The sequence below is a fragment of the Polaromonas sp. CG_23.6 genome (assembly GCF_029892315.1).
Lineage (GTDB): Bacteria > Pseudomonadota > Gammaproteobacteria > Burkholderiales > Burkholderiaceae_C > Polaromonas.
Map to the genome: position 1 here is coordinate 1,231,332 of NZ_JARXUY010000001.1, position 20,292 is coordinate 1,251,623.

The 20,292-nt window shown below is 56.8% G+C and carries 17 protein-coding genes; 14 read left to right on the forward strand and 3 right to left on the reverse strand.

Annotation, left to right across the window (positions count from 1 at the left end; genetic code table 11):
- The first annotated feature begins 197 nt into the window (after positions 1 to 197).
- From H4V98_RS05785 to H4V98_RS05800, 4 genes are all read left to right on the forward strand, one after another.
- Positions 198 to 2,432, forward strand: coding sequence for a cytochrome c biogenesis protein ResB (locus H4V98_RS05785; protein WP_196862995.1), 2,235 nt, complete (start codon positions 198 to 200; stop codon positions 2,430 to 2,432).
- Positions 2,429 to 3,817 (forward strand): c-type cytochrome biogenesis protein CcsB, encoded by a 1,389-nt coding sequence (ccsB, locus tag H4V98_RS05790; RefSeq protein WP_196862996.1) that lies wholly within the window; start codon positions 2,429 to 2,431, stop codon positions 3,815 to 3,817. Before H4V98_RS05785 ends, ccsB begins: the two co-directional genes overlap by 4 nt.
- A gap of 85 nt (positions 3,818 to 3,902) precedes the next feature.
- Positions 3,903 to 4,901, forward strand: a complete 999-nt coding sequence (gene msrP, locus H4V98_RS05795; protein ID WP_196862997.1) for a protein-methionine-sulfoxide reductase catalytic subunit MsrP — start codon at positions 3,903 to 3,905, stop codon at positions 4,899 to 4,901.
- A complete protein-coding gene (locus H4V98_RS05800) occupies positions 4,901 to 5,560 on the forward strand; it encodes a protein-methionine-sulfoxide reductase heme-binding subunit MsrQ (RefSeq protein ID WP_196862998.1) in 660 nt (219 codons plus the stop codon). Before msrP ends, H4V98_RS05800 begins: the two co-directional genes overlap by 1 nt.
- A gap of 121 nt (positions 5,561 to 5,681) precedes the next feature.
- Here the strand turns inward: H4V98_RS05800 and lysA are convergent, their stop codons facing one another.
- Positions 5,682 to 6,974: a diaminopimelate decarboxylase gene (gene lysA, locus H4V98_RS05805; RefSeq protein ID WP_196862999.1), complete on the reverse strand. Its 1,293-nt coding sequence runs from the start codon at positions 6,972 to 6,974 to the stop codon at positions 5,682 to 5,684.
- A 137-nt stretch (positions 6,975 to 7,111) separates the two neighbouring features.
- Positions 7,112 to 7,327 carry a lipoprotein gene (locus tag H4V98_RS05810; protein WP_196863000.1) on the reverse strand — a complete coding sequence of 72 codons (216 nt, stop codon included), beginning with the start codon at positions 7,325 to 7,327 and terminating at the stop codon, positions 7,112 to 7,114.
- A gap of 12 nt (positions 7,328 to 7,339) precedes the next feature.
- On the opposite strand from H4V98_RS05810, the gene cyaY reads away from it, so the two are divergent.
- The gene (gene cyaY, locus H4V98_RS05815; RefSeq protein ID WP_196863001.1) at positions 7,340 to 7,675 is read left to right on the forward strand and encodes an iron donor protein CyaY; all 336 of its coding nucleotides are present in this window, start codon (positions 7,340 to 7,342) and stop codon (positions 7,673 to 7,675) included.
- A gap of 62 nt (positions 7,676 to 7,737) precedes the next feature.
- Here the strand turns inward: cyaY and H4V98_RS05820 are convergent, their stop codons facing one another.
- Positions 7,738 to 10,155 carry a penicillin-binding protein 1A gene (locus tag H4V98_RS05820; protein ID WP_196863002.1) on the reverse strand — a complete coding sequence of 806 codons (2,418 nt, stop codon included), beginning with the start codon at positions 10,153 to 10,155 and terminating at the stop codon, positions 7,738 to 7,740.
- 261 nt (positions 10,156 to 10,416) lie between these two features.
- Between H4V98_RS05820 and H4V98_RS05825 the strand changes: the two genes are divergently transcribed.
- The 9 genes from H4V98_RS05825 to H4V98_RS05865 all read left to right on the forward strand — a co-directional run bounded on the left by H4V98_RS05825 (position 10,417) and on the right by H4V98_RS05865 (position 20,114).
- Entirely contained in the window at positions 10,417 to 11,496 is a 1,080-nt protein-coding gene (locus H4V98_RS05825; protein WP_196863003.1) for a pilus assembly protein PilM, read from the forward strand.
- Complete coding sequence (locus H4V98_RS05830; RefSeq protein WP_196863004.1) at positions 11,493 to 12,101, forward strand: PilN domain-containing protein; 609 nt, start codon at positions 11,493 to 11,495, stop codon at positions 12,099 to 12,101. Before H4V98_RS05825 ends, H4V98_RS05830 begins: the two co-directional genes overlap by 4 nt.
- A gap of 21 nt (positions 12,102 to 12,122) precedes the next feature.
- A complete protein-coding gene (locus H4V98_RS05835) occupies positions 12,123 to 12,800 on the forward strand; it encodes a type 4a pilus biogenesis protein PilO (RefSeq protein ID WP_196863005.1) in 678 nt (225 codons plus the stop codon).
- Positions 12,797 to 13,348 carry a pilus assembly protein PilP gene (locus tag H4V98_RS05840; RefSeq protein WP_196863006.1) on the forward strand — a complete coding sequence of 184 codons (552 nt, stop codon included), beginning with the start codon at positions 12,797 to 12,799 and terminating at the stop codon, positions 13,346 to 13,348. The genes H4V98_RS05835 and H4V98_RS05840 overlap by 4 nt, the downstream gene beginning before the upstream one ends.
- A gap of 113 nt (positions 13,349 to 13,461) precedes the next feature.
- The gene (locus tag H4V98_RS05845) at positions 13,462 to 15,483 is read left to right on the forward strand and encodes a type IV pilus secretin PilQ (protein WP_231374677.1); all 2,022 of its coding nucleotides are present in this window, start codon (positions 13,462 to 13,464) and stop codon (positions 15,481 to 15,483) included.
- Positions 15,484 to 15,657: 174 nt separating this feature from the next.
- Positions 15,658 to 17,067 (forward strand): hypothetical protein, encoded by a 1,410-nt coding sequence (locus tag H4V98_RS05850; RefSeq protein WP_280757333.1) that lies wholly within the window; start codon positions 15,658 to 15,660, stop codon positions 17,065 to 17,067.
- 17 nt (positions 17,068 to 17,084) lie between these two features.
- Entirely contained in the window at positions 17,085 to 17,609 is a 525-nt protein-coding gene (locus H4V98_RS05855; RefSeq protein WP_196863115.1) for a shikimate kinase, read from the forward strand.
- Between the two features lie 89 nt (positions 17,610 to 17,698).
- The gene (gene aroB / locus H4V98_RS05860) at positions 17,699 to 18,820 is read left to right on the forward strand and encodes a 3-dehydroquinate synthase (RefSeq protein WP_196863009.1); all 1,122 of its coding nucleotides are present in this window, start codon (positions 17,699 to 17,701) and stop codon (positions 18,818 to 18,820) included.
- Positions 18,821 to 18,905: 85 nt separating this feature from the next.
- Complete coding sequence (locus H4V98_RS05865; RefSeq protein ID WP_196863010.1) at positions 18,906 to 20,114, forward strand: deoxyguanosinetriphosphate triphosphohydrolase; 1,209 nt, start codon at positions 18,906 to 18,908, stop codon at positions 20,112 to 20,114.
- Positions 20,115 to 20,292 lie beyond the last annotated feature (178 nt).

Sequence of the window (20,292 nt, forward strand, 5' to 3'; positions counted from 1 at the left end):
AAACTGCGGCTTTGCCGTGGTCCGGGGCCCGTTTTTGTTTTTGCCGGTTTCCTCCAGAAATCCTTGACTGGCATTGAACCGAAGCCGCATTTGTCAGTCATATCAAGGCGGGTCTTTCTGAGGAAAGTCCGCCTTTTTGTTTTTTTACAGTTCATTTCCACGCCACACACCAAGCCTTTGAGCTTTCAATTTCACGTATGACAGTTTCCACCGAAGGCATGAAGGTCAACTGGGGCTCGCGCACCCTGCGCGCGGCGGTGGAGCTGCTGTCGTCGATGCGCTTCTCGATTTCGCTGCTGACCGTGATCTGCATTGCCTCGGTGATCGGAACGGTGCTCAAGCAGCAAGAGCCGCTTGGCAACTATGTCAACCAGTTCGGTCCGTTCTGGGCGCAAGTGTTCAGCCTGGCGAGCCTGAACACGGTCTACAGCGCCTGGTGGTTCCTGCTGATCCTGGCTTTTTTGGTGGTGTCCACGTCTTTGTGCATCGCGCGCAACACGCCCAAGATTTTGAGCGACTTCAACCAGCTCAAGGAAGACGTGCGGGAGCAAAGCCTCAAGGCCTTTGGCCACCGCGCGCATGCGGGCCTGGCCGAGTCGCCCGAAGTCGCTGCGCGGCGCATCGGCCAGACCCTCGTTGAAAGCGGCTGGAAGGTCAAGCTCCAGCAGCGAAGCGCGGGCTGGATGGTTGCCGCCAAAAAGGGCTCGGTCAACAAGCTGGGCTACATCGCCGCACACAGCGCCATCGTGTTGATCTGCATTGGCGGCCTGCTTGACGGCGACATGATCGTGCGGGCGCAAATGCTGCTCAACGGCAAGACCACCTTTACCGGCGGCGGGCTGATTGCCGATGTGCCGGCCGAGCACCGGCTGAGCGAGCGCAACCCGACCTTTCGCGCCAACCTGCTGGTGGCCGAGGGCACGCAGTCGAGCACCGCGATTCTGAACCAGCCAGGCGGCATCCTGCTGCAGGAATTGCCTTTTGCCATAGAACTGAAGAAATTCAGTGTTGAGTATTACTCCACCGGCATGCCCAAGTTGTTTGCCAGCGACATCGTCATCCACGACAAGGCGACAGGCGAGAAGATTCCGCAGCGGGTCGAGGTCAACCACCCGGCCAATTACAAAGGCGTGGAGATTTACCAGTCCAGCTTCGACGACGGCGGCTCCAGTGTCACGCTGAGCGCGATTCCGATGTCCGCCGCCACCCGGCCTTTTGAAATCCAGGGAACCATCGGCGGCAGCAGCGCGCTGACCAACGGCCAAGGCGCTGGCGCCGAGCAGCTCACGCTGGAATACACCGCGCTGCGCGTCATCAATGTCGAGAATTTCGCTGGTGTTTCGGGCAGCGCGGCAAGCCCGGGCGCCGACGTGCGCAAGGTGGACCTGCACAAGGCGATTGAAACGCGGCTCGGTGCGGCCAACAAGACCGTCACGCAAAAGCAATTGCGCAATGTTGGCCCCAGTGTGAGTTACAAGTTGCGCGATGCCGCTGGTCAGGCGCGTGAGTTCCAGAACTACATGCTGCCGGTCAAGATGGACGACAACCCCGACACCCCGCCCATGTTCCTGATGGGCGTTCGTGAAAACACGATGGACGCCTTCCAGTACCTGCGCATCCCGGCCGATCCAGAAAGCAGCACGGCAACTTTTGTGCGACTGCGTGACGCACTGGCCGATCCTGCGCAGCGCGACCTGGCAGTCAGGCGCTATACCCGTCTGGCCGTCGGCACGGACCGGCCAGAACTTGCGCAGCAACTGAACGAGTCGGCGTCGCGTGCGCTGGCGCTGTTTGCCGGTGCGAAGGCCGCTGCGGTGGCGCCTGCAAGCACGCCTGCGGGCAGGGCTGTTCCGGTTGCCGGACTGCAGGCAATTTCCGATTTCATGGAGGCCAATGTGCCGCAGGCAGAGCGCGAGCGTGCCGGCGAAGTGCTGGTCCGCATCCTCAATGGCGTGCTGTTCGAGCTGACCTCGATGACACGCGAGCAGGCCAGCCTCAAGCCCTTGCCACAGGACGAGAAAACGCAGGCTTTCATGTCGCAGATGGTGCTGAGCCTGTCAGACGCGCCGCATTACCCGGCGCCGATGGCGTTTCAGTTAAAGGACTTCAAGCAGGTCCAGGCCAGCGTTTTTCAGGTGGCGCGGGCGCCAGGCAAGACCATTGTCTACTTGGGCTGCGCCTTTTTGATCCTGGGTATCTTTGCCATGCTGTACATCCGCGAGCGCCGGATATGGGTCTGGCTGGCACCAATTGCGTCTGTCCATGCACCCGGCAATGCCGATTCCGCAGGCGGTACCCAGGCCGGGCATTCGGTGTCAGAATCTGCCCAAAGCAGCCAGGCCACCATGGCTTTGTCTACCAACCGTAAAACCATGGATGGCGACAAGGAATTCGAGATGTTGAAAACGAAACTGTTGCAGGCACCCCAATGAACACCACGACGCGCATCAACACCACGACCACCCTTTCGGCTGGCGGCGACAGCACGCTAAGCCTGAACGAAGGCTATTTCGCCAAGCGCAATGCGCTGGACTGGGTGTTTGCCGTGCTGGTGGCGGGCGGCTTCCTGTATGCCTTTGCCCGCTACAGCGCCTACATGGATATTTATGAGAAAGGTATCTTGTTCGGTGCCATTCCCGCCACCATTGCGATGGGCTGGTTCTGGCGACCGCTGCGCGTACTGATGATGGTTGTCGCCGGTTTTGCGCTGCTGGGCATCACGTCCTACCAGGGCGATCTGGCGCAGGCCGAACAGGTGTTCTGGCTCAAGTATTTCCTGTCCAGTCAGTCGGCCATCCTGTGGATGAGTGTGCTGTTCTTCATGAGCACGATTTTTTACTGGATTGGCATGTTTGCCAGCAATACGCCGAACAGCGTTGGCTCAAGCAACAGTGCCACGCTGGAGTCGCTGGGTTCGAAAATCGCCTGGGTGGGCGTGGGCATGGCGCTGATCGGCACACTGGTCCGCTGGTATGAAAGCTATCTGATTGGCGCTGACATCGGCCATATTCCGGTCAGCAACCTGTATGAAGTATTCGTGCTGTTCTGCTGGATGACCGCCGCCTTTTACCTGTACTTTGAAGCCGAGTACAAGACCCGCGCATTGGGGGCCTTTGTCATGCTGGTGGTCAGCGCCGCCGTCGGCTTTTTGCTCTGGTACACCGTGGTTCGTGAGGCGCACGAAATCCAGCCGCTGGTGCCGGCGCTGAAAAGCTGGTGGATGAAACTGCACGTGCCCGCCAACTTTATCGGCTACGGCATGTTTGCGCTGGCGGCCATGGTGGCGCTGTCCTACCACGTCAAGCAACAGGCGCAGGAAACCCGCTGGTACAAGCTGACCCCTTTGTGGATGCTGGGCGTGGTGCTGTGCTTTGTGCCCATCGTGTTTCGCAAGTCGCCGCTCGAAGCCGGCGGCAGCAACTATTGGGTTGTCTACCTGCTGGTGGCCGGTTTGATCACGGGTGGCATCCTGCTGAGCCGCAAGCATATCGCCGCCCGCCTGCCGAGCCTGGAAGTGCTGGACGACGTGATGTACAAGGCGATTGCCGTCGGTTTTGCATTTTTCACCATTGCCACGGTGTTGGGCGCCCTGTGGGCGGCTGAAGCCTGGGGCGGCTACTGGAGCTGGGACCCGAAGGAAACCTGGGCATTGATTGTCTGGCTCAACTACGCAGCCTGGCTGCACATGCGGCTCATGAAGGGCCTGCGTGGCACGGTGGCCGCCTGGTGGGCGCTCGGCGGCCTGGCCATCACCACTTTTGCCTTCCTGGGTGTGAACATGTTCCTGTCAGGCTTGCACAGTTACGGAACCTTGTAGTCTCAAGGTGAGTCTTTGGTATTGAATCCTTTGCGGGATTTGCTGCGTACTACAGGCAACCATTGCAGGATCGAAAGGAACTCTCATGCTTATCAAGACAAATTCAAGCGGACACAACCATCCGGTGACCAGTGAAATCACACCGCAAGGCATCTACCAGGGCCGGCGCGACCTGATCAAGCTTATGGCCAGCGGAACGGCAGGCGCTGCGCTGGCTGGCTGGGCCGGGCGCGATGCGCTGGCTCAGGGCTTCCCCAAGCCGGACAAGCTGGCGGCGCTGGTCGGCGCAAAGTCTTCAGTTGCCGGTGCCGTGACGATGGAAAAAGTCACGGAGTACAAGGACGTGACAACCTACAACAACTTCTACGAGTTCGGCACTGACAAGGCTGATCCGGCAAGAAACGCCGGAACCTTGCCAGTGAAACCCTGGTCAGTGGCAGTCGAAGGCCTGGTCAAGAATCCGAAAAGTTTCACGCTTGAAGAGTTGCTCAAGCTCAGCCCGCAGGAAGAGCGGATTTACCGCCTGCGCTGTGTCGAGGGCTGGTCGATGGTCATTCCGTGGGTGGGCTATTCACTGTCCGAGTTGATCAAAAAGGTCGAGCCTCTGGGCAGCGCCAAGTATGTTGAATTCATCACGCTGGCCGACCCCAAGACCATGCCATTTGTCGGCTCGCGCGTGCTTGAATGGCCTTACGTCGAAGCCTTGCGCATGGACGAGGCAATGAATCCGCTGGCGCTTCTCACCTTTGGCATGTACGGCGAGGTGCTTCCCAACCAGAATGGCGCGCCCGTGCGCATGGTCGTGCCCTGGAAATACGGTTTCAAGAGCGGCAAGAGCATTGTCAAAATCCGCTTCACCGACAAGGAGCCGCGCACTGCCTGGAACAAGGCGGCGGCACAGGAATACGGCTTTTACTCGAACGTCAATCCACTCGTTGACCACCCGCGCTGGAGCCAATCCACCGAGCGGCGCATTGGCGAGGACGGGTTGTTCGCCCGCAAGCGCAAGACGCTGATGTTTAACGGCTATGAAGCGCAAGTCGGACAGCTTTACGCCGGCATGGACCTCAAGAAGTACTTCTGATGGCTGCCGTGATGGCGCAGCGGCAAAAATGGTTGCTGCACCCCGCGGCCAAGCCGCTGGTCTTCATGCTGTGCCTGCTGCCGTTTGCATGGCTTTTCTACCAGGCCTTTGCTGACCAGCTGGGGGCGAATCCGGCGGAAGCGCTGATCCGTGCCACGGGCGACTGGACCTTGCGGTTTGTCTGCATCGTGCTGACGGTCACCCCTTTGCGGGTCATCAGCAAAACGCCGGCGCTGGCGCGGTTTCGGCGCATGCTGGGGCTTTTTTGCTATTTTTATGTCGTGATTCACTTGCTCAGCTATAGCTGGTTTGACAAAGGGTTCGATGTAGGCGAAATTGTTAAAGACATCATCCAGCGACCGTTCATTCTGGTGGGTTTTTCGGCTTTTGTGCTTCTTACCCCGCTGGCAGCCACTTCTTTCAATGCCGCCATCAAGGCGATGGGTGCGAAGCGCTGGCAGATGCTGCACAAGTTGGTGTACCTGATTGCCGGCTTGGGTATCCTGCATTTTTTCTGGATGCGCGCCGGAAAAAATAACTTCAATGAAGTCTTTGTCTATGCTGCCATTGTTGCCACACTATTGGGCTGGCGCGTGTGGCACCACTGGTCCAAGAAACGGGCGCAGGTTTCAAGTCAGCCAGTCGTGGCTACTCGCTGACTTTTATGCTATCAAATAAGTAGCTGTATGCGCATATGGGATAGGCGCCAGGGGCATTTTTTGCCTAAAATTCAGCTTGCGACAGCGCTGTGATTCCAGGCAAGACACTTTGGCGCTCTACTCAGGGCAGCAGCAGTTCACCGCGAAAGGTGTCGGCCGCCGATTCGCGCGCACGAATCAGCCGGGCCACATCGCCATCCACCAGCAGTTCTGCCGCGCGGCCCCGGGTGTTGTAGTTGCTGGACATGCTCATGCAGTAGGCCCCGGCCGACATGACGGCCAACTGGTCGCCGGCCACCACGTTCAGCACGCGGTCGCGTCCAATCCAGTCGCCGCTTTCGCAGACTGGCCCCACCACGTCATAAACAGTCCCCTCCACCTCCGGGATGACCGGCTCGACAGGCACGATGGCGTGGAAAGCCTGGTACATGGCCGGGCGCGGCAGGTCGTTCATGGCCGCGTCGATGATGCAGAAATTCTTCTGTTCGCCTGGCTTGAGGTAAAGCACTTCGGTAATGCAGATGCCCGCATTGCCAACCAGCGAACGGCCAGGTTCGATCATCAGTTTCCTTCCCCCATAACCACGCGCGTCGAGCTTGGCCAGCAGTTGCCGCCAGAGCGCATCGGCTTCGGGCGGCGTGTCGTGGTTGTAGTCGATGCCCAGTCCGCCGCCAAAGTCGATATGCGTCAGCGCAATGCCTGCGTCCTCAATCGCCGCCACCAGATCCAGAACGCGGTCCATGGCGTCAAGGTAGGGCGTCACCTCGGTGATCTGCGAGCCGATGTGGCAGTCAATACCGACGACTTTCAGTCCGCCGAGCGAAGCGGCATGACGGTAGATGCGCACGGCGTCTTCATGGGCCACGCCGAACTTGTTGCCCTTCAAGCCGGTGGAAATATACGGATGCGTCTTCGGATCGACATTCGGATTGACACGGATGCTGACGGGCGCGCGCAGTCCCATGGCCAATGCCACGTCCGACAGCACGTCGAGTTCGGCTTCGCTTTCGACATTGAAGCAGCCAATGCCTGCGCCAAGTGCCTGGCGCATCTCGGCGCGCGTCTTGCCAACACCTGAAAAAATGATTTTCCCCTCGTCGCCGCCTGCTGCCTGAACTCGCTCCAGTTCGCCGCCTGAGACAATGTCGAAGCCGCAACCTGCCCGGGCAAACACCTGCAGCACGGCAAGCGAGGAATTGGCCTTCATCGCGTAGCAGATCTGTGCATCCCGGCCTTCAAAGCCGCGCTGGTAGGCCGCCAGCGCCGACAGCATGGCGGCTTTTGAATAGATGAACAGAGGCGTTCCGTACGTGGCTGCCAACTCACTGACGCGCAAAGCTTCGGCAAACAGCGCGTTGTCCTGGTAGGCAAAATGGGGGTGACCGGGAAGGGCGGGAGAAACGGGAAGTGGCATGGGGTGGGTTCTGTTGAAGCAAAGGGCAAAAATGGGATCAATGACACGCTGGCGGATGGCGCTGCAGTAAGGCGGCGTGACCCGCTGCCATGCCAATCAGCGCATGAAAAAATAAATCACCGCCACGCTCGCAATGCCTATCGTGCTGCTGATGCCGGAGCTGTTGCTGGCGCGGCAAGTGATGAAAGGCTGGGCGACATCGCCAGTGGAGGTGCCTGTGGGGGAACCGGCAAAAACAGGGGGCCTTTCTGCCCGCAGCCGGACAGGGTTGCGGCGACCGCCACGATGCCAACAAAACCATGCCTGGCAACGACATGGGCAAGGCGGCCTAGAATTCGATATGAAAAAACCATGACAGGATTGTAATGACGGACCTTGAATACCAGAACCAGGCGGAGCGCGTGCTCAAGGCGGTCGAGCAGACTTGCGACCGCTTGAATGACGAGAGCGATGTGGACATCGACAACCAGCGCACAGGTGGAATGATCACGCTGATTTTTTCCAATCAGAGCCAGATCATCATCAACCTCCAAAAACCGCTGCAGGAAGTCTGGATGGCGGCCAGGGCCGGCGGATTTCACTATAAATGCACCAATGGGCAATGGCTCGATACCAAGGACGGACGGGAGTTTTTCGCCAATCTGTCGCGTTACGCCAGCGAACAGACTGGCCAGACACTGGTATTTTCCGCTGCTGATTGACCATTCTTCAGCTCAAAAAAACGGACCTGAGGTCCGTTTTTTCTTAAAAGCACACGAAAATCTCAGTTCTTGAAAAGGTCCAGAATTCGTTTTTTCTCTTCGGACGGGGGCAGTACCTGAATGCCGCCGGCTGGCGCAGACCCTGTTTCTTCGCTGGAAGCACCGGATTCTGGCTGCATGCCCACGCTGCTGATGCCCGCGCCCTTTGCATATTCTTCGTAATACCACTCGCCATTTAGGTTGACCACGCCTGCAGGCGCCTGGTATTCGGTGACCGGCACGCCCTTGAGGGCATATTCCATGAAGTTGATCCAAATGGGCAAGCTCAGGCCACCGCCTGTTTCACGGTCTCCGAGCTTTTTGGGCGTGTCGTAACCCATCCAGACTGCAGCAGCCAGCGTCGGTTGAAAACCGACAAACCAGGTGTCGATCGAGTCGTTGGTGGTGCCGGTCTTGCCGAAAATATCCGGACGCTTGAGCATCGCCTGGGCCTTGGCTGCAGTGCCTGAACGCGCCACTTCCTGCAGCAGGCTGTCCATGATGAACGCGTTCCTGGCATCAATGCCGCGCATTGACTCGTTGAGCGCTGGCGGCGTGACTTCAAGCAGGACCTTGCCCCGCTGGTCGACGATTTTGGTGATCAGGTAAGGATTGACGCGGTAACCGCCGTTGGCAAAAACCGAGTAACCCGTTGCCATCTGCATCGGTGTGACCGAGCCGGCACCCAGCGCCATCGTCAGATAAGCCGGGTGTTTTTCTGCGTCGAAACCAAAGTGCGTCACCCATTCCTGTCCATACTTCGCACCGATCGATTGCAGGATGCGGATCGACACCAGGTTTTTTGATTTTTTAAGGGCTGTGCGCATGCTCATCGGGCCTTCAAAACCGCCGTCGTAGTTTTTCGGCTCCCATGGCTGTCCACCGGTCACGCCAGCATCGAAAAACAGGGGTGCGTCGTTCACGACGGTGGCAGGGGTAAAACCTTTTTCCAGTGCTGCCGAATAAATAAAAGGCTTGAAGCTCGAACCGGGCTGACGCCAGGCCTGGGTCACGTGGTTGAACTTGTTTTTCTGGAAATCAAAGCCCCCAACCAGTGCACGAACCGCACCATCGCGTGGGTCCATGGCCACGAAGGCACCTTCGACTTCGGGCAATTGTGTGATTTCCCACGCATCCTTAGATGTCTTGACCACCCGGATCAGCGCGCCAGGGCGAATCTTGATGTTCGGACCGGCCTTGTCCGTCAGGCCTGATTGTGCAGGTCGAAGGCCTTCTCCGGTAATGGTCACTTTTTCACTGTTCTGGCGCATCGCAATGATTCGCTTGGGACCGGCTTCCAGCACGATAGCCGACATGATGTCTCCGTTATCGGGATTCTCGGCCAGGGCTTCGTCAATGGCATCCTCAACTTCCGGCGGGTTGGATGGCAGGTCGATGAATTTTTCGGGACCCCGGTAGATTTGCCGGCGTTCATAGTCCATGATGCCCTTGCGCAAGGCCTTGTAGGCGACCGTCTGGTCGGCTGCCTTGAGCGTGGTGTAGACATTCAGACCGCGCGTATAGGTTTCTTCTCCATACTGGTTGAACACGAGTTGGCGAACGGTCTCGGCCACATATTCCGCATGCACACGTCCCTCGTCGCGTCCGGTCTTGATGTGAAGTGCTTCTTCCCTGGCTGTTTTCGCCTGTTGGGGATTGATGAACCCGTTTTGCTCCATACGCTCAATGACGTAAAGCTGACGCGTCCGGGCCCGGCTGAAGTTGGCAATCGGGTTGTAGGTTGATGGCGCTTTGGGCAGTCCAGCCAGCATGGCGGCTTCGGCAATGCTGACGTCCTTAAGTGATTTGCCAAAATAAGTTTCAGCCGCAGCGGCAAAGCCGTAAGAGCGGTTTCCCAGAAAAATCTGGTTCATGTAGATCTCGAGGATCTGGTTTTTCGACAGTGAATGCTCCAGCTTGAAGGTCAGCAGGATTTCATAAATCTTGCGCGTGTAGCTTTTCTCGGCGGTAAGGTAAACATTGCGGGCAACCTGCATCGTGATGGTTGAGGCGCCCTGGCTTTTGGCCCGGCCCAGATTGGCCAAAGCCGCACGTACCACGCCCAGATAATCCACTCCACCATGCGAGAAAAATCGTGCATCCTCGATGGCGAGGACCGCATCCTTCATGCTCTGCGGTATTTCTTCAATAGGCGTAAGCCTTCGTCGCTCTTCGCCAAACTCCCCGATGATGACGCCGTCAGCCGTGTACACCCGCAGTGGTTGCTTGGGGCGATAGTCAGACAAGGCGGAAATATCCGGCAAGTTGGGATAGGCGACTGCCAGCGCTACCGCCAGAAAAATTGCCAAGCCGGCAAGACTGGCCAGTACCAAACCAATTCCGCCGAAAAAGAACTTCGTAAAAGAGCGCAGCCAGGAAGTCGGCTGCTTTTCTGTGCTGGATGTTGTTCGGGAAGCAGGAGTTCGGGAGGATAGGGGCATCAAGGTCAATCTTAGAGTCGCATTCGCATTATAAAAATATCTGGATGTCCAAGTGTTTCGGGCAAGTATTTTTGAATGGTGGTGTTACAGTTTGTAGTAACTTCTTACATCTGCAAAATCGCTGAAATTTGTCTTAATTTGACAACGAGTTCCTGATTTTGATTCGTAAAAATGGTTACTTCTTTGTGAGCTAAATGCTAACATTCGACTGAATTTTTAACAAAGGTTACATAGTAAGTAGCCATTCATCCGGGGGCGCCCTTGATCTCACTGGGATCCTTATTTAACCGTCAACAACCCCCTTTACTGGGTGTAGACATCAGCTCGTCCAGTGTCACGCTGGTCGAGGTGGGTCGCGACAAGGCTGGCCGCCTGGTGCTTGAGCGCTGTGCTATCGAACCTCTGGATGCCGGATGGGTTACCGATGGCAACATCGAGAAATTCGATGAAGTGGCGGACGTGCTTCGCCGTGTTGTGAAAAAAAGCGGCACGCGCACACGCAACGTAGCCATGGCGCTGCCACCTTCGGCGGTAATCAGTAAAAAAATTATTCTGCCTGGAGGGCTGAGCGATGTAGAGCTCGAGATTCAGGTTGAATCCGAAGCCAACAAATACATTCCCTTTTCGCTGGATGATGTCAGTCTTGATTTTTGTGTCTTGGGGCCAAGCGCAACCTCCAGTGGCGATGTCGAGGTGCTGATTGCTGCTTCTCGCAAGGAAAAAGTCCAGGACCGACAAGGTTTGGCGGAAGCTGCCGGACTCAAACCTATTGTGGTTGATGTGGAATCCTATGCGTCCCGGCTTGCAACGGCGCGGTTGATAGAGAACATGCCAAACAGGGGCGTGGACACGATGGTAGCGCTGTTTGAAATTGGTTCGGTAACCACCAGCCTGCAGGTCATCAGAAATGATGAAGTCTTGTATGAACGTGACCAGGCGTTTGGCGGCGCACAACTGACCCAGCTGATAGTCAGGCAATATGGTTTCTCACTTGAAGAAGCAGAAACCAAAAAACGTAATGGAGAACTGCCCGAAGACTATGCCCTGGGTGTACTGAAGCCGTTTGTTGAAAGCATGACCCAGGAAATCACCCGCGCGCTCCAATTTTTCTTTGCCAGCACGCCCTACAACCGGGTTGATTATGTGATGCTGGCTGGTGGATCATCTTCATTGGGCGGGCTGACGGAATCGGTGACAAAGCAGACGGCTTTTGCATGTCAATTGGTGAATCCTTTTGATGGAATGGAAATCGGCAAAGGCGTGATGGAAAACAAAATGCGGCGCGAAGCCTCGTCCTACCTGACTGCCTGCGGTTTGGCTTTGCGAAGGTTTGCACAGTGATTCTGATCAACCTGTTGCCTCACCGGGAAGCTGCACGAAAACGCCGACGTGAAGTATTTTTTATAACTCTTGGCTTGGCTGCGCTGGCTGGGGTGTTGATCTGCAGCATCACGTATTCCTGGTACTTGACGCAAATCGAAAGCCAGCGTGCAAGAAATACTTTTTTGCAAACTGAAATCACACGTCTGGACGAGCAGATCAAGGATATTGCAACTTTGCAGGCAGAAATCAACTCGCTCAAGGCGCGTCAAAAAGCAGTTGAGGATTTGCAGGAAAACCGCAACTTACCGGTATATTTACTGAGCGAACTGGTACGGCAGCTGCCAGATGGCGTTTATGTAAACAGCCTCAAGCAAGAAAACCAGACGGTCTTGCTAACAGGTATTGCCCAATCAAACGAGCGAGTTTCAGAGCTATTGCGTAATGTTTCCAACAACAGCGCATGGTTGTCCAAGCCTGAACTGGTAGAAATTACTGCGGGAATGGTTTCGCTGAGCCCTCGTGATCAACGCCGGGTCTCAAATTTTTCGATGCGCATGGAAATCAAGCGGACCAGTGATCAAAAAAATGCCGCTTCGTCTTCACCTGCCGCCACCAAGCCTTGATGCGGGACGAATGAATTGATCATGGTAAAAAAAACGTCCACTCCTGTCTTTGATTTTTCGGCTTTCCAAAGTCGCATCCAGAACCAGTTTACCGGACTGGACCCAAACGATCCATCGTCCTGGCCCGTTTTACCGCGCTATCTTCTGTGTGTTGCCCTTACGGCCGCGATGGTGGTCGCGCTATGGTTTGTATGGCTTAGTGCAGTGAATGAAGAACTGACTGCGGAAAAGACCAAGGAAGTTCAGCTTCGTCAGGACTACACCGGCAAGCTTACACAAGCTATCAATCTGGATGCGCTGAAAAGACAGCGCGAACAGGTTCAACAGTATGTAACGCAGCTTGAAAAGCAGTTGCCCAGCAAGGCTGAAATGGACGCCTTGCTGTCGGACATTAATCAGGCCGGACTGGGTCGTAGCCTTCAGTTTGAACTGTTCCGCCCGGGGCAGGTGGTTATCAAGGACTACTACGCTGAGTTGCCAATTGCGGTCAGGGTCACGGGCCAGTACCACGACATGGGTGAATTTGCAGCCGATATTGCCAACCTCTCGCGCATTGTGACGCTGAACAATATGGCCATTACACCGGCAAAAGACGGGAACCTGGTCATGGACGCGACGGCAAAAACCTTCCGCTATCTCGACAGTGAAGAAATTGCGCAGCAGCGCAAGAATGCTCTGGCCAATGGAGCCAAGCAATGAGTGCGATACGGCAATCTCTTGCCTTGACCATGGCGTGCAGCCTGCTTTTGCTGGCAGCATGTGGTTCATCGGATCATGAAGAACTGCAGCAATGGATGAGCGCTCAACGCGACATCACCCGATCCAAGGTCTCCCCTTTGCAGCCACCGACCAAATTCACGCCGCAAACCTATGACCAGGAAGGATCGATAGAGCCTTTCAGCAACCAGAAACTGGTGCTGGCACTCAAACGCGATTCCAGCCAGGCAACATTCAATGCAGCGCTGATCACACCGGAACTGAGTCGCCGCAAGGAGCCGCTGGAGGCAACGCCTCTGGACAGCGTGGTCATGGTCGGCAGTTTGACAAAAGCCGGGCAGCCCGTGGCACTGCTACGCGTTGACAACCTGATTTATCAGGTCCGCGTCGGCAATTATCTAGGCCAAAACTATGGCCGCATTACTTCCGTGACCGAGGCCAGTGTGGTGCTGCGTGAAATCGTGCAGGACGCAGCAGGCGAATGGACAGAGCGCCCCGCGACTTTACAGCTTCTAGAGGAAAAGAAATGAACAAACAGGCAGCGGAATTGGCAGTGAGGGCGAGGGCGCAAGAGAGTCTGCCGCGTTTGTTTAGACACGGCATGCGTTGTGCATTGCTAAGTGTGATGGTAGCGGCCAGCAGCATGCCCCTTCTGGCAAAAGCAGAAAACTCTATCCAGGCGGTTTCGGGGTCGGTGCAGGGTGGCTCGGAAGTGATCCGGATCGAACTGACTGAACCACTAACCAGCGTACCCACGGGTTTCAGCATTCAGGCACCTGCCCGCATCGCCCTTGACTTTCAAGGGGTCAGCAATTCCCTGGGCCGCTCGGCGATTGAAATCAACTTGGGCAACATGCGCTCAGCCAACGTAATCCAGGCCGGCGAGCGTACCCGCGTCGTGCTTAACTTGAAAACTCCCACCGCTTACAAGGCCGAACTGCAAGGCAAGTCGTTGCTCATCATTCTGGATTCTCAAGCCATTGCTGCGCCTTCGATGGCTGCAGCACCGGTGTTTGCAGAAAGCCGTAACCGCGATACGCTGCCGCTCAAAGATATCGATTTCCGGCGCGGTCCCGATAACTCTGGCCGCATCGTGGTTGCTCTTCCGAACAACGAGGTTGGTGTTGATATTCGCCAGCAGGGCAAGACTGTCGTGGTGGAGTTCCTGAAAACTGCCTTGCCCGAAGGGCTGCGTCGCCGACTCGACGTCACAGATTTTGGAACACCAGTGCAAACCGTGACCACCTCGCAGGTGGGCGACAAGGTTCGCATGGTGGTGGAACCCACTGGCCAATGGGAGCAAAGCGCCTACCAGAGTGACAACCAGTTTGTGCTGGAAGTGCGTCCGCAAAAAATAGATCCCGACAAGCTCACGCAGGGCACGGGCTTCAATGGTGAAAAGTTATCGCTTAACTTTCAGAACATCGAAATTCGTTCTCTGCTGCAAGTGATTGCCGACTTCACTAATTTCAATGTGGTCACCTCGGACACAGTCACCGGTTCGGTCACCTTGCGTTTGAAAGACGTGCCTTGGGACCAGGCGCTGGACATCATTCTGCAGGCCAAGGGCTTGGGAATGCGCAAGACCGGCAATGTTCTGCTGATTGCCCCCAAAGATGAACTCGCTGCCAAAGACAAGCAGGAACTGGAATCTCGCGTTGCAATCCAGAGCCTGGAAGCGGTTCGCACCCAGTCTTTCCAGATCAACTATGCCAAGGCCAGTGAAATTGCCGTGCAGATTTCCGCTGGCGGCGTGGGTGCAGGCACTGCACGCATACTGTCCAGCCGGGGCAGCGTGATCGCCGAGCCAAGAACCAACCAGTTGTTCGTCACCGACATTCCTTCCAGGCTGGAGCAGGTGCAAAGCCTTATTGGCAAACTGGACATTGCCGTTCGGCAAGTACTGATCGAGGCACGAATTGTCGAGGCGTCTGACACGTTTGGGCGGTCCTTGGGTGTAAGGCTTGGCGGCGGCATGATCGGCGCAGCCGGTGCCTTGTCCAATGGCAATACCAATGTCACGCTGGGCACTAATTACAACGCGACGGCTGCCGATACCAGCGGGAATTTCGTCAGCTTTCCCGCCTCAACGCTGGGCGTTGCCAACAATGCAGCTTCGTTTGCGGTGTCGATCTTCAACGCAGCAGCCAATCGCTTCCTGAATCTGGAACTGTCAGCGCTTGAAGCCGATGGCAAGGGAAAAATCGTTTCCAGCCCCCGCGTCGTCACAGCGGATCAGGTCAAGGCGCTGATCGAGCAGGGAACCGAGTTTCCGTACCAGACTGCCACTTCCAGCGGCGCCACGTCGCTGGCATTCCGTAAAGCCAACCTGAAACTCGAAGTCACGCCGCAGATCACGCCCGAAGGCAACATCATCCTGGATCTGGACGTGAACAAGGACAGCCGCGGCGAAACCACGGCCGCCGGCATTGCCATCGATACCAAGCACATCAAGACGCAGGTGCTGGTTGAGAACGGCGGCACGGTGGTGATTGGCGGCATCTTCACGCTCGAAGAAACAAACAATGAAACCAAGGTTCCGCTGCTGGGCGATGTGCCTTACCTCGGCAACCTGTTCAAAAGCCGCGAACGCACTTCCCGAAAACAGGAAATGCTGGTGTTCATCACGCCCAAGATGATTACGGACCGCGCTGCTGCGCGATAACAAGAATTTATTTCTGAAGTAGGGAAGAGTGAAATGAAGTTTTTAAAATGCTTATCGGTCACGGCGATAGTGATAGCTTTGGCGGCTTGTGGCGGTGGGGGCGGAAGTGCGGGTACTACTGCTTCAGGTGGGACCTCTGCAACTGGCGATACACAAACAGCAGCGACTGCATCTATGAGCATGGATGTAATTAGCGGCGCTGGCGCCTCAACAAACTCTATTTCGGCAATTGAGATTTCCAAAGTGTCGATTACTTTAAAAGATGCTGCAGGTAAAGCTGTCCCTGGGGCGGTGGTCACCTTTGCCGAAACTGGTTCTGGTTTGCTTTCTTTCGCGCCAGCCTCCAAGACGGCTTTGACTGACGCAAGCGGAGTTGCTAGCGTTGAGATTCGTGCGGCTTCCTCGTCTTCAGTCGGCGCAACGACTGTTAGTGCTTCCGCTACGGTTTCTGGAGGTGCAATTGCTGCGCAAAAATCAATTGCAGTGACCAGTGCGCCTACGGGAGGAGTTACAGCGCCAGATCCTCAAGCATTGGCTAATGCATTGAATTTTTTAGATGTAAATCCTGCTGACAAATCTATCGTTCTGGCCGGTGCAGGTGGCAATGGGCGATCGGAGTCGGCAACCTTGCGGTTTCGTGTGGTTGACAAAAACAATACTCCAGTGAAAGGCGCTACTGTCACCTTCGCGGTAGTGCCAGCAAATGACGTGACATTGAATATCCCCGGTTCAACCAGTGATGCTGATGGCGTTGTAGTCACAACGGTGTCATCTAAGAGCGTGGCGACGGCCGTAGTGATCAAGGCTACGGTTACTCGATCAGACACCTCGTCTATTACTTCCCAGTCGGATCAACTTTTGGTGACAACGGGTGTCGTAACTCAAGCAGGGTTCGATTTGTCCGCCACTAAATACAACTTGAATTTCGGAATCACTGGCGATAGTTCTGAGATCACTGTGGCTATTGTTGATACCAACGGAAACCCCGTTGCCGATGGCGTGCCCGTCGTGTTTACAGCAAATTTTGGTGCTGTAGGCACTTCCTCCCGAGGCGGTTGCACAACTCTTAATGGTAGTTGTAATGTTATGTATACCGTTCAAGACCCCCGTCCCGCTGACGGTGAACGTGCACGCGTGGTAGCTTCCACACAGATAGGTAATGGAGTTGCCGTTAGCGGTTTTCTCGACTTTACAGTTTCCAATCTCGATTTAGTCAATCTCTATTCTGCGGCATCGGGAGGTTCGATCATCAATATATTTAGCGCACCTGGAAATGTATGCAAATTTACGGTGTCAGCGTTTGTTGGTACTCCAACTGGTTTTCCTGCGCCTTCGGGGACAATAATCGAGATCAAGGGTATCACCACTGACTTTACCGGTTCTGTGAAAACAGGTTCACCAGTTTTGGATTTGGTAACTCAAAGAACCCCTGTATCTTTAGAATTCGACGCATCGAATACCACGTTGAGCCCGGCATGTAATCCAACTGGATCTGGGACTGCAACGGCTCAAGTCGAAGTTAAGTTTAGGGCTGGATCGCGCGTGACAACCTTGCCACTGATCAACGTTACGTACCCGAAGTAATAAATCTGAAGCCTTTTATATTGATTGCACTAGTAGGCCTCCCCGGCTCCGGTAAATCCACCGTCGGGCGACAACTCGCCCGGCGGTTGAAGCTCCCTTTTCTCGACTCCGACCACGTTATCGAGGAGCGGCTCGGCTGCTCCATACGGGACTATTTCGAGCGGGAAGGGGAAGTCAGCTTTCGCGATGTAGAGGAATCGGTTATTAACGAACTGACGGAGCAGACAAGCGGGGTGCTTTCGACCGGCGGCGGTTCGGTGCTGCGCCCGGCCAACTGCCAGCGACTGCATGACCGGGGCCATGTGGTGTACCTGCGGTCTTCACCCGAAGAACTGTTTCGCCGCCTCCGCCATGATGTCAGCCGTCCCTTGCTGCAGGTCGCCGACCCCCTGGGCCGCCTGCGCGACCTGTTTGCCCAGCGCGATCCGCTGTACCGCGAAACCGCGCATTTCGTCATCGAGACCGGCCGCCCTTCGGTGTCCACGCTGGTCAACATGATCGCCATGCAACTCGAACTGGCGGGCATTGTTCCGGGGCCATGAAGCCGCGCCATTCAGCAGTGTTGACCCTTAACACCGCGTAATACAGCAGCTCGTCAATCCCTGCCGAAAAGTGCCTCTACACTTCGGTGATGCACGCAAATCCTTCTTTCTCTCCCGCAACGGCGCAGGTCAACATCAACCTGGCCGAGCGCAGCTACCCCATTGTGATCGGCACCAGTTTGCTGGGTCAGGCGTCTACGTACCAGCACCTTCCCAAAGCCGCAACCGCACTGGTGGTGTCCAACACGACCGTGGCGCCTTTGTACGCGGCGCAACTGACCGAAGCCCTGCGCGCGCACTATGCCCGGGTGTTGCTGGTCACGCTGCCCGATGGCGAAGCGCACAAGGACTGGCCGACGCTGCAACTGATTTTTGATGCGCTGCTTGAAAACGGCTGCGACCGCAAGACCGTGCTGTTTGCGCTGGGTGGCGGCGTGGTCGGCGACATGACCGGCTTTGCCGCCGCCAGCTACATGCGCGGCGTGCCGTTTGTGCAGGTTCCGACGACGCTGCTGGCGCAGGTGGATTCGTCGGTCGGCGGCAAGACCGCCATCAACCACCCGCTGGGCAAAAACATGGTGGGCGCGTTCTACCAGCCGCAACTGGTGGTCTGCGATCTGGACGCGCTGAAGACATTGCCCGACCTCGAACTGAGCGCCGGCCTGGCCGAGGTGATCAAGTATGGGCCGATTGCCGACATGGAATTCATGGGCTGGCTGGAAGTGAACCTCGATGCGCTTCTGGCAAAGAAGCCCGCCGCGCTGGCGCACGCGGTCCGGCGCAGCTGCGAGATCAAGGCCTGGGTCGTCGGCCAGGATGAGCGCGAGTCGGGCCTGCGGGCGATTTTGAATTTCGGCCACACCTTTGGCCATGCGATCGAATCCGGGCTGGGTTACGGCAAATGGCTGCATGGCGAAGGCGTTGGTTGCGGCATGGTGATGGCGGCGCATCTGTCGCAGCGGCTGGGCAAGGTAGATGCGGCTTTTGTCAGTCGCTTGCGCACGCTGATCGAGCGCGCCGGGCTGCCGGTCAAGGGCCCGGTGCTTTCCAGCGCCGACAACGCCGGGCGCTACCTCGAATTGATGCGCGTGGACAAGAAGTCCGAAGCCGGCGAGATTCGCTTCGTGGTAATCGACGGCCCCGGCAAGGCCGCCGTATGCGCTGCGCCCGATGCGCTGGTGCGCGAAGTCATCGACCTGTGCTGTGCCTGATCAACGGGTAATGCACCTTACTATGAAATTTATAGCTGCTTGTGCTTGTCCATATTGCGCTAACAGCCTTTTTTACGCATAAACCATGAATCTGGCTGTCTACGCCTGTGATCCGGCCCAATCGCGTGGCCGCCGCATTCCTGAACCGGTCGCGCCGACGCGCTCTGACTTCCAGCGCGACCGCGACCGGATCGTGCATTCGACCGCGTTCCGCAGACTGGTTTACAAAACCCAGGTTTTTTTGAACCATGAAGGCGATTTGTTTCGCACCCGGCTGACGCATTCGCTGGAAGTTGCGCAGCTCGGCCGCTCCATGGCCCGCACCCTGCAGCTTAATGAAGACTTGGTCGAGGCGATTGCCCTGGCGCACGACCTGGGCCACACGCCGTTTGGCCATGCCGGTCAGGATGCGCTGAACGCCTGCCTGAAGAAAGCCAACCCGGACAGCGCTGGCTTCGAGCACAACCTGCAAAGCCTGCGCGTCGTCGATGCGCTGGAAGAGCGTTACCCGGACTACGATGGCCTGAACCTGACCTTCGAGACGCGCGAAGGCATTTTGAAGCACTGCTCCAAACGCAATGCCCGGCATATCGAGGCCAGAGAGCCGGGTGGCGTGGCGCGCCGGTTTGTCGATCAGCCCGGTGCCGAACCAGCTTGGCGACAACCCGGCCTGGAAGCGCAACTGGCCAACCTGGCCGATGAAATCGCCTACAACGCCCATGACATGGACGACGGCGTTCGCTCTGGCCTGTTGAGCCTGGAGCAACTGGAAGACGTGCCGCTGTTCAGCCGCTACCGGCGAGAAACCCTGGCCGTCTACCCCCGGCTGCAGGGCCGGCGACTGCTGTTTGAAACCATACGGCGCATGCTCAGCGCCCAGGTTTACGACGTCATCGATGCAAGCGGGCGGGCGCTGGCGCAGGCCGCGCCGATCAATGTTTTGGCGGTTCGCCAGCACGCGGGTCTGGTCTGCTTTTCAGATGAAATGGCCTTGCAGTCCACGTCTCTCAAGCGTTTTCTGCTACAAAATCTATACCGCCACCCGCAGGTTGTGCAGACCACGCAGGCGGCTCAGCAGGTGGTGCGCGATTTGTTCGACGCCTACATGACCGACCCGGCGCAGATGCCGCAGGCGCATATCGACCGCTTTGATCGCTTTGACAATCGCGACGGTCGGCAGGCAGCCGGTGCAATCCCCGAACGCGTCGTGGCCGACTACATCGCCGGCATGACCGACCGCTTTGCCGGCAAAGAACATGAGCGGCTCATGGGCCATGCGGTTTTCCCCGCCTGACCGGTCATCCTGGCGGTGATCGCCCTGGCCCTTGACACCGCTCACGAGTTGCGCGTTGCCCGTTATTTGATTGCGACGGCGCTCCAGGTGACCGCATCGCATCCCGTCCCGTCAATTTCTGCATCCAACTTGCAGGTCGGCCCATAAACATCTCCTTGAGTAAGGTGTTGCGACGACC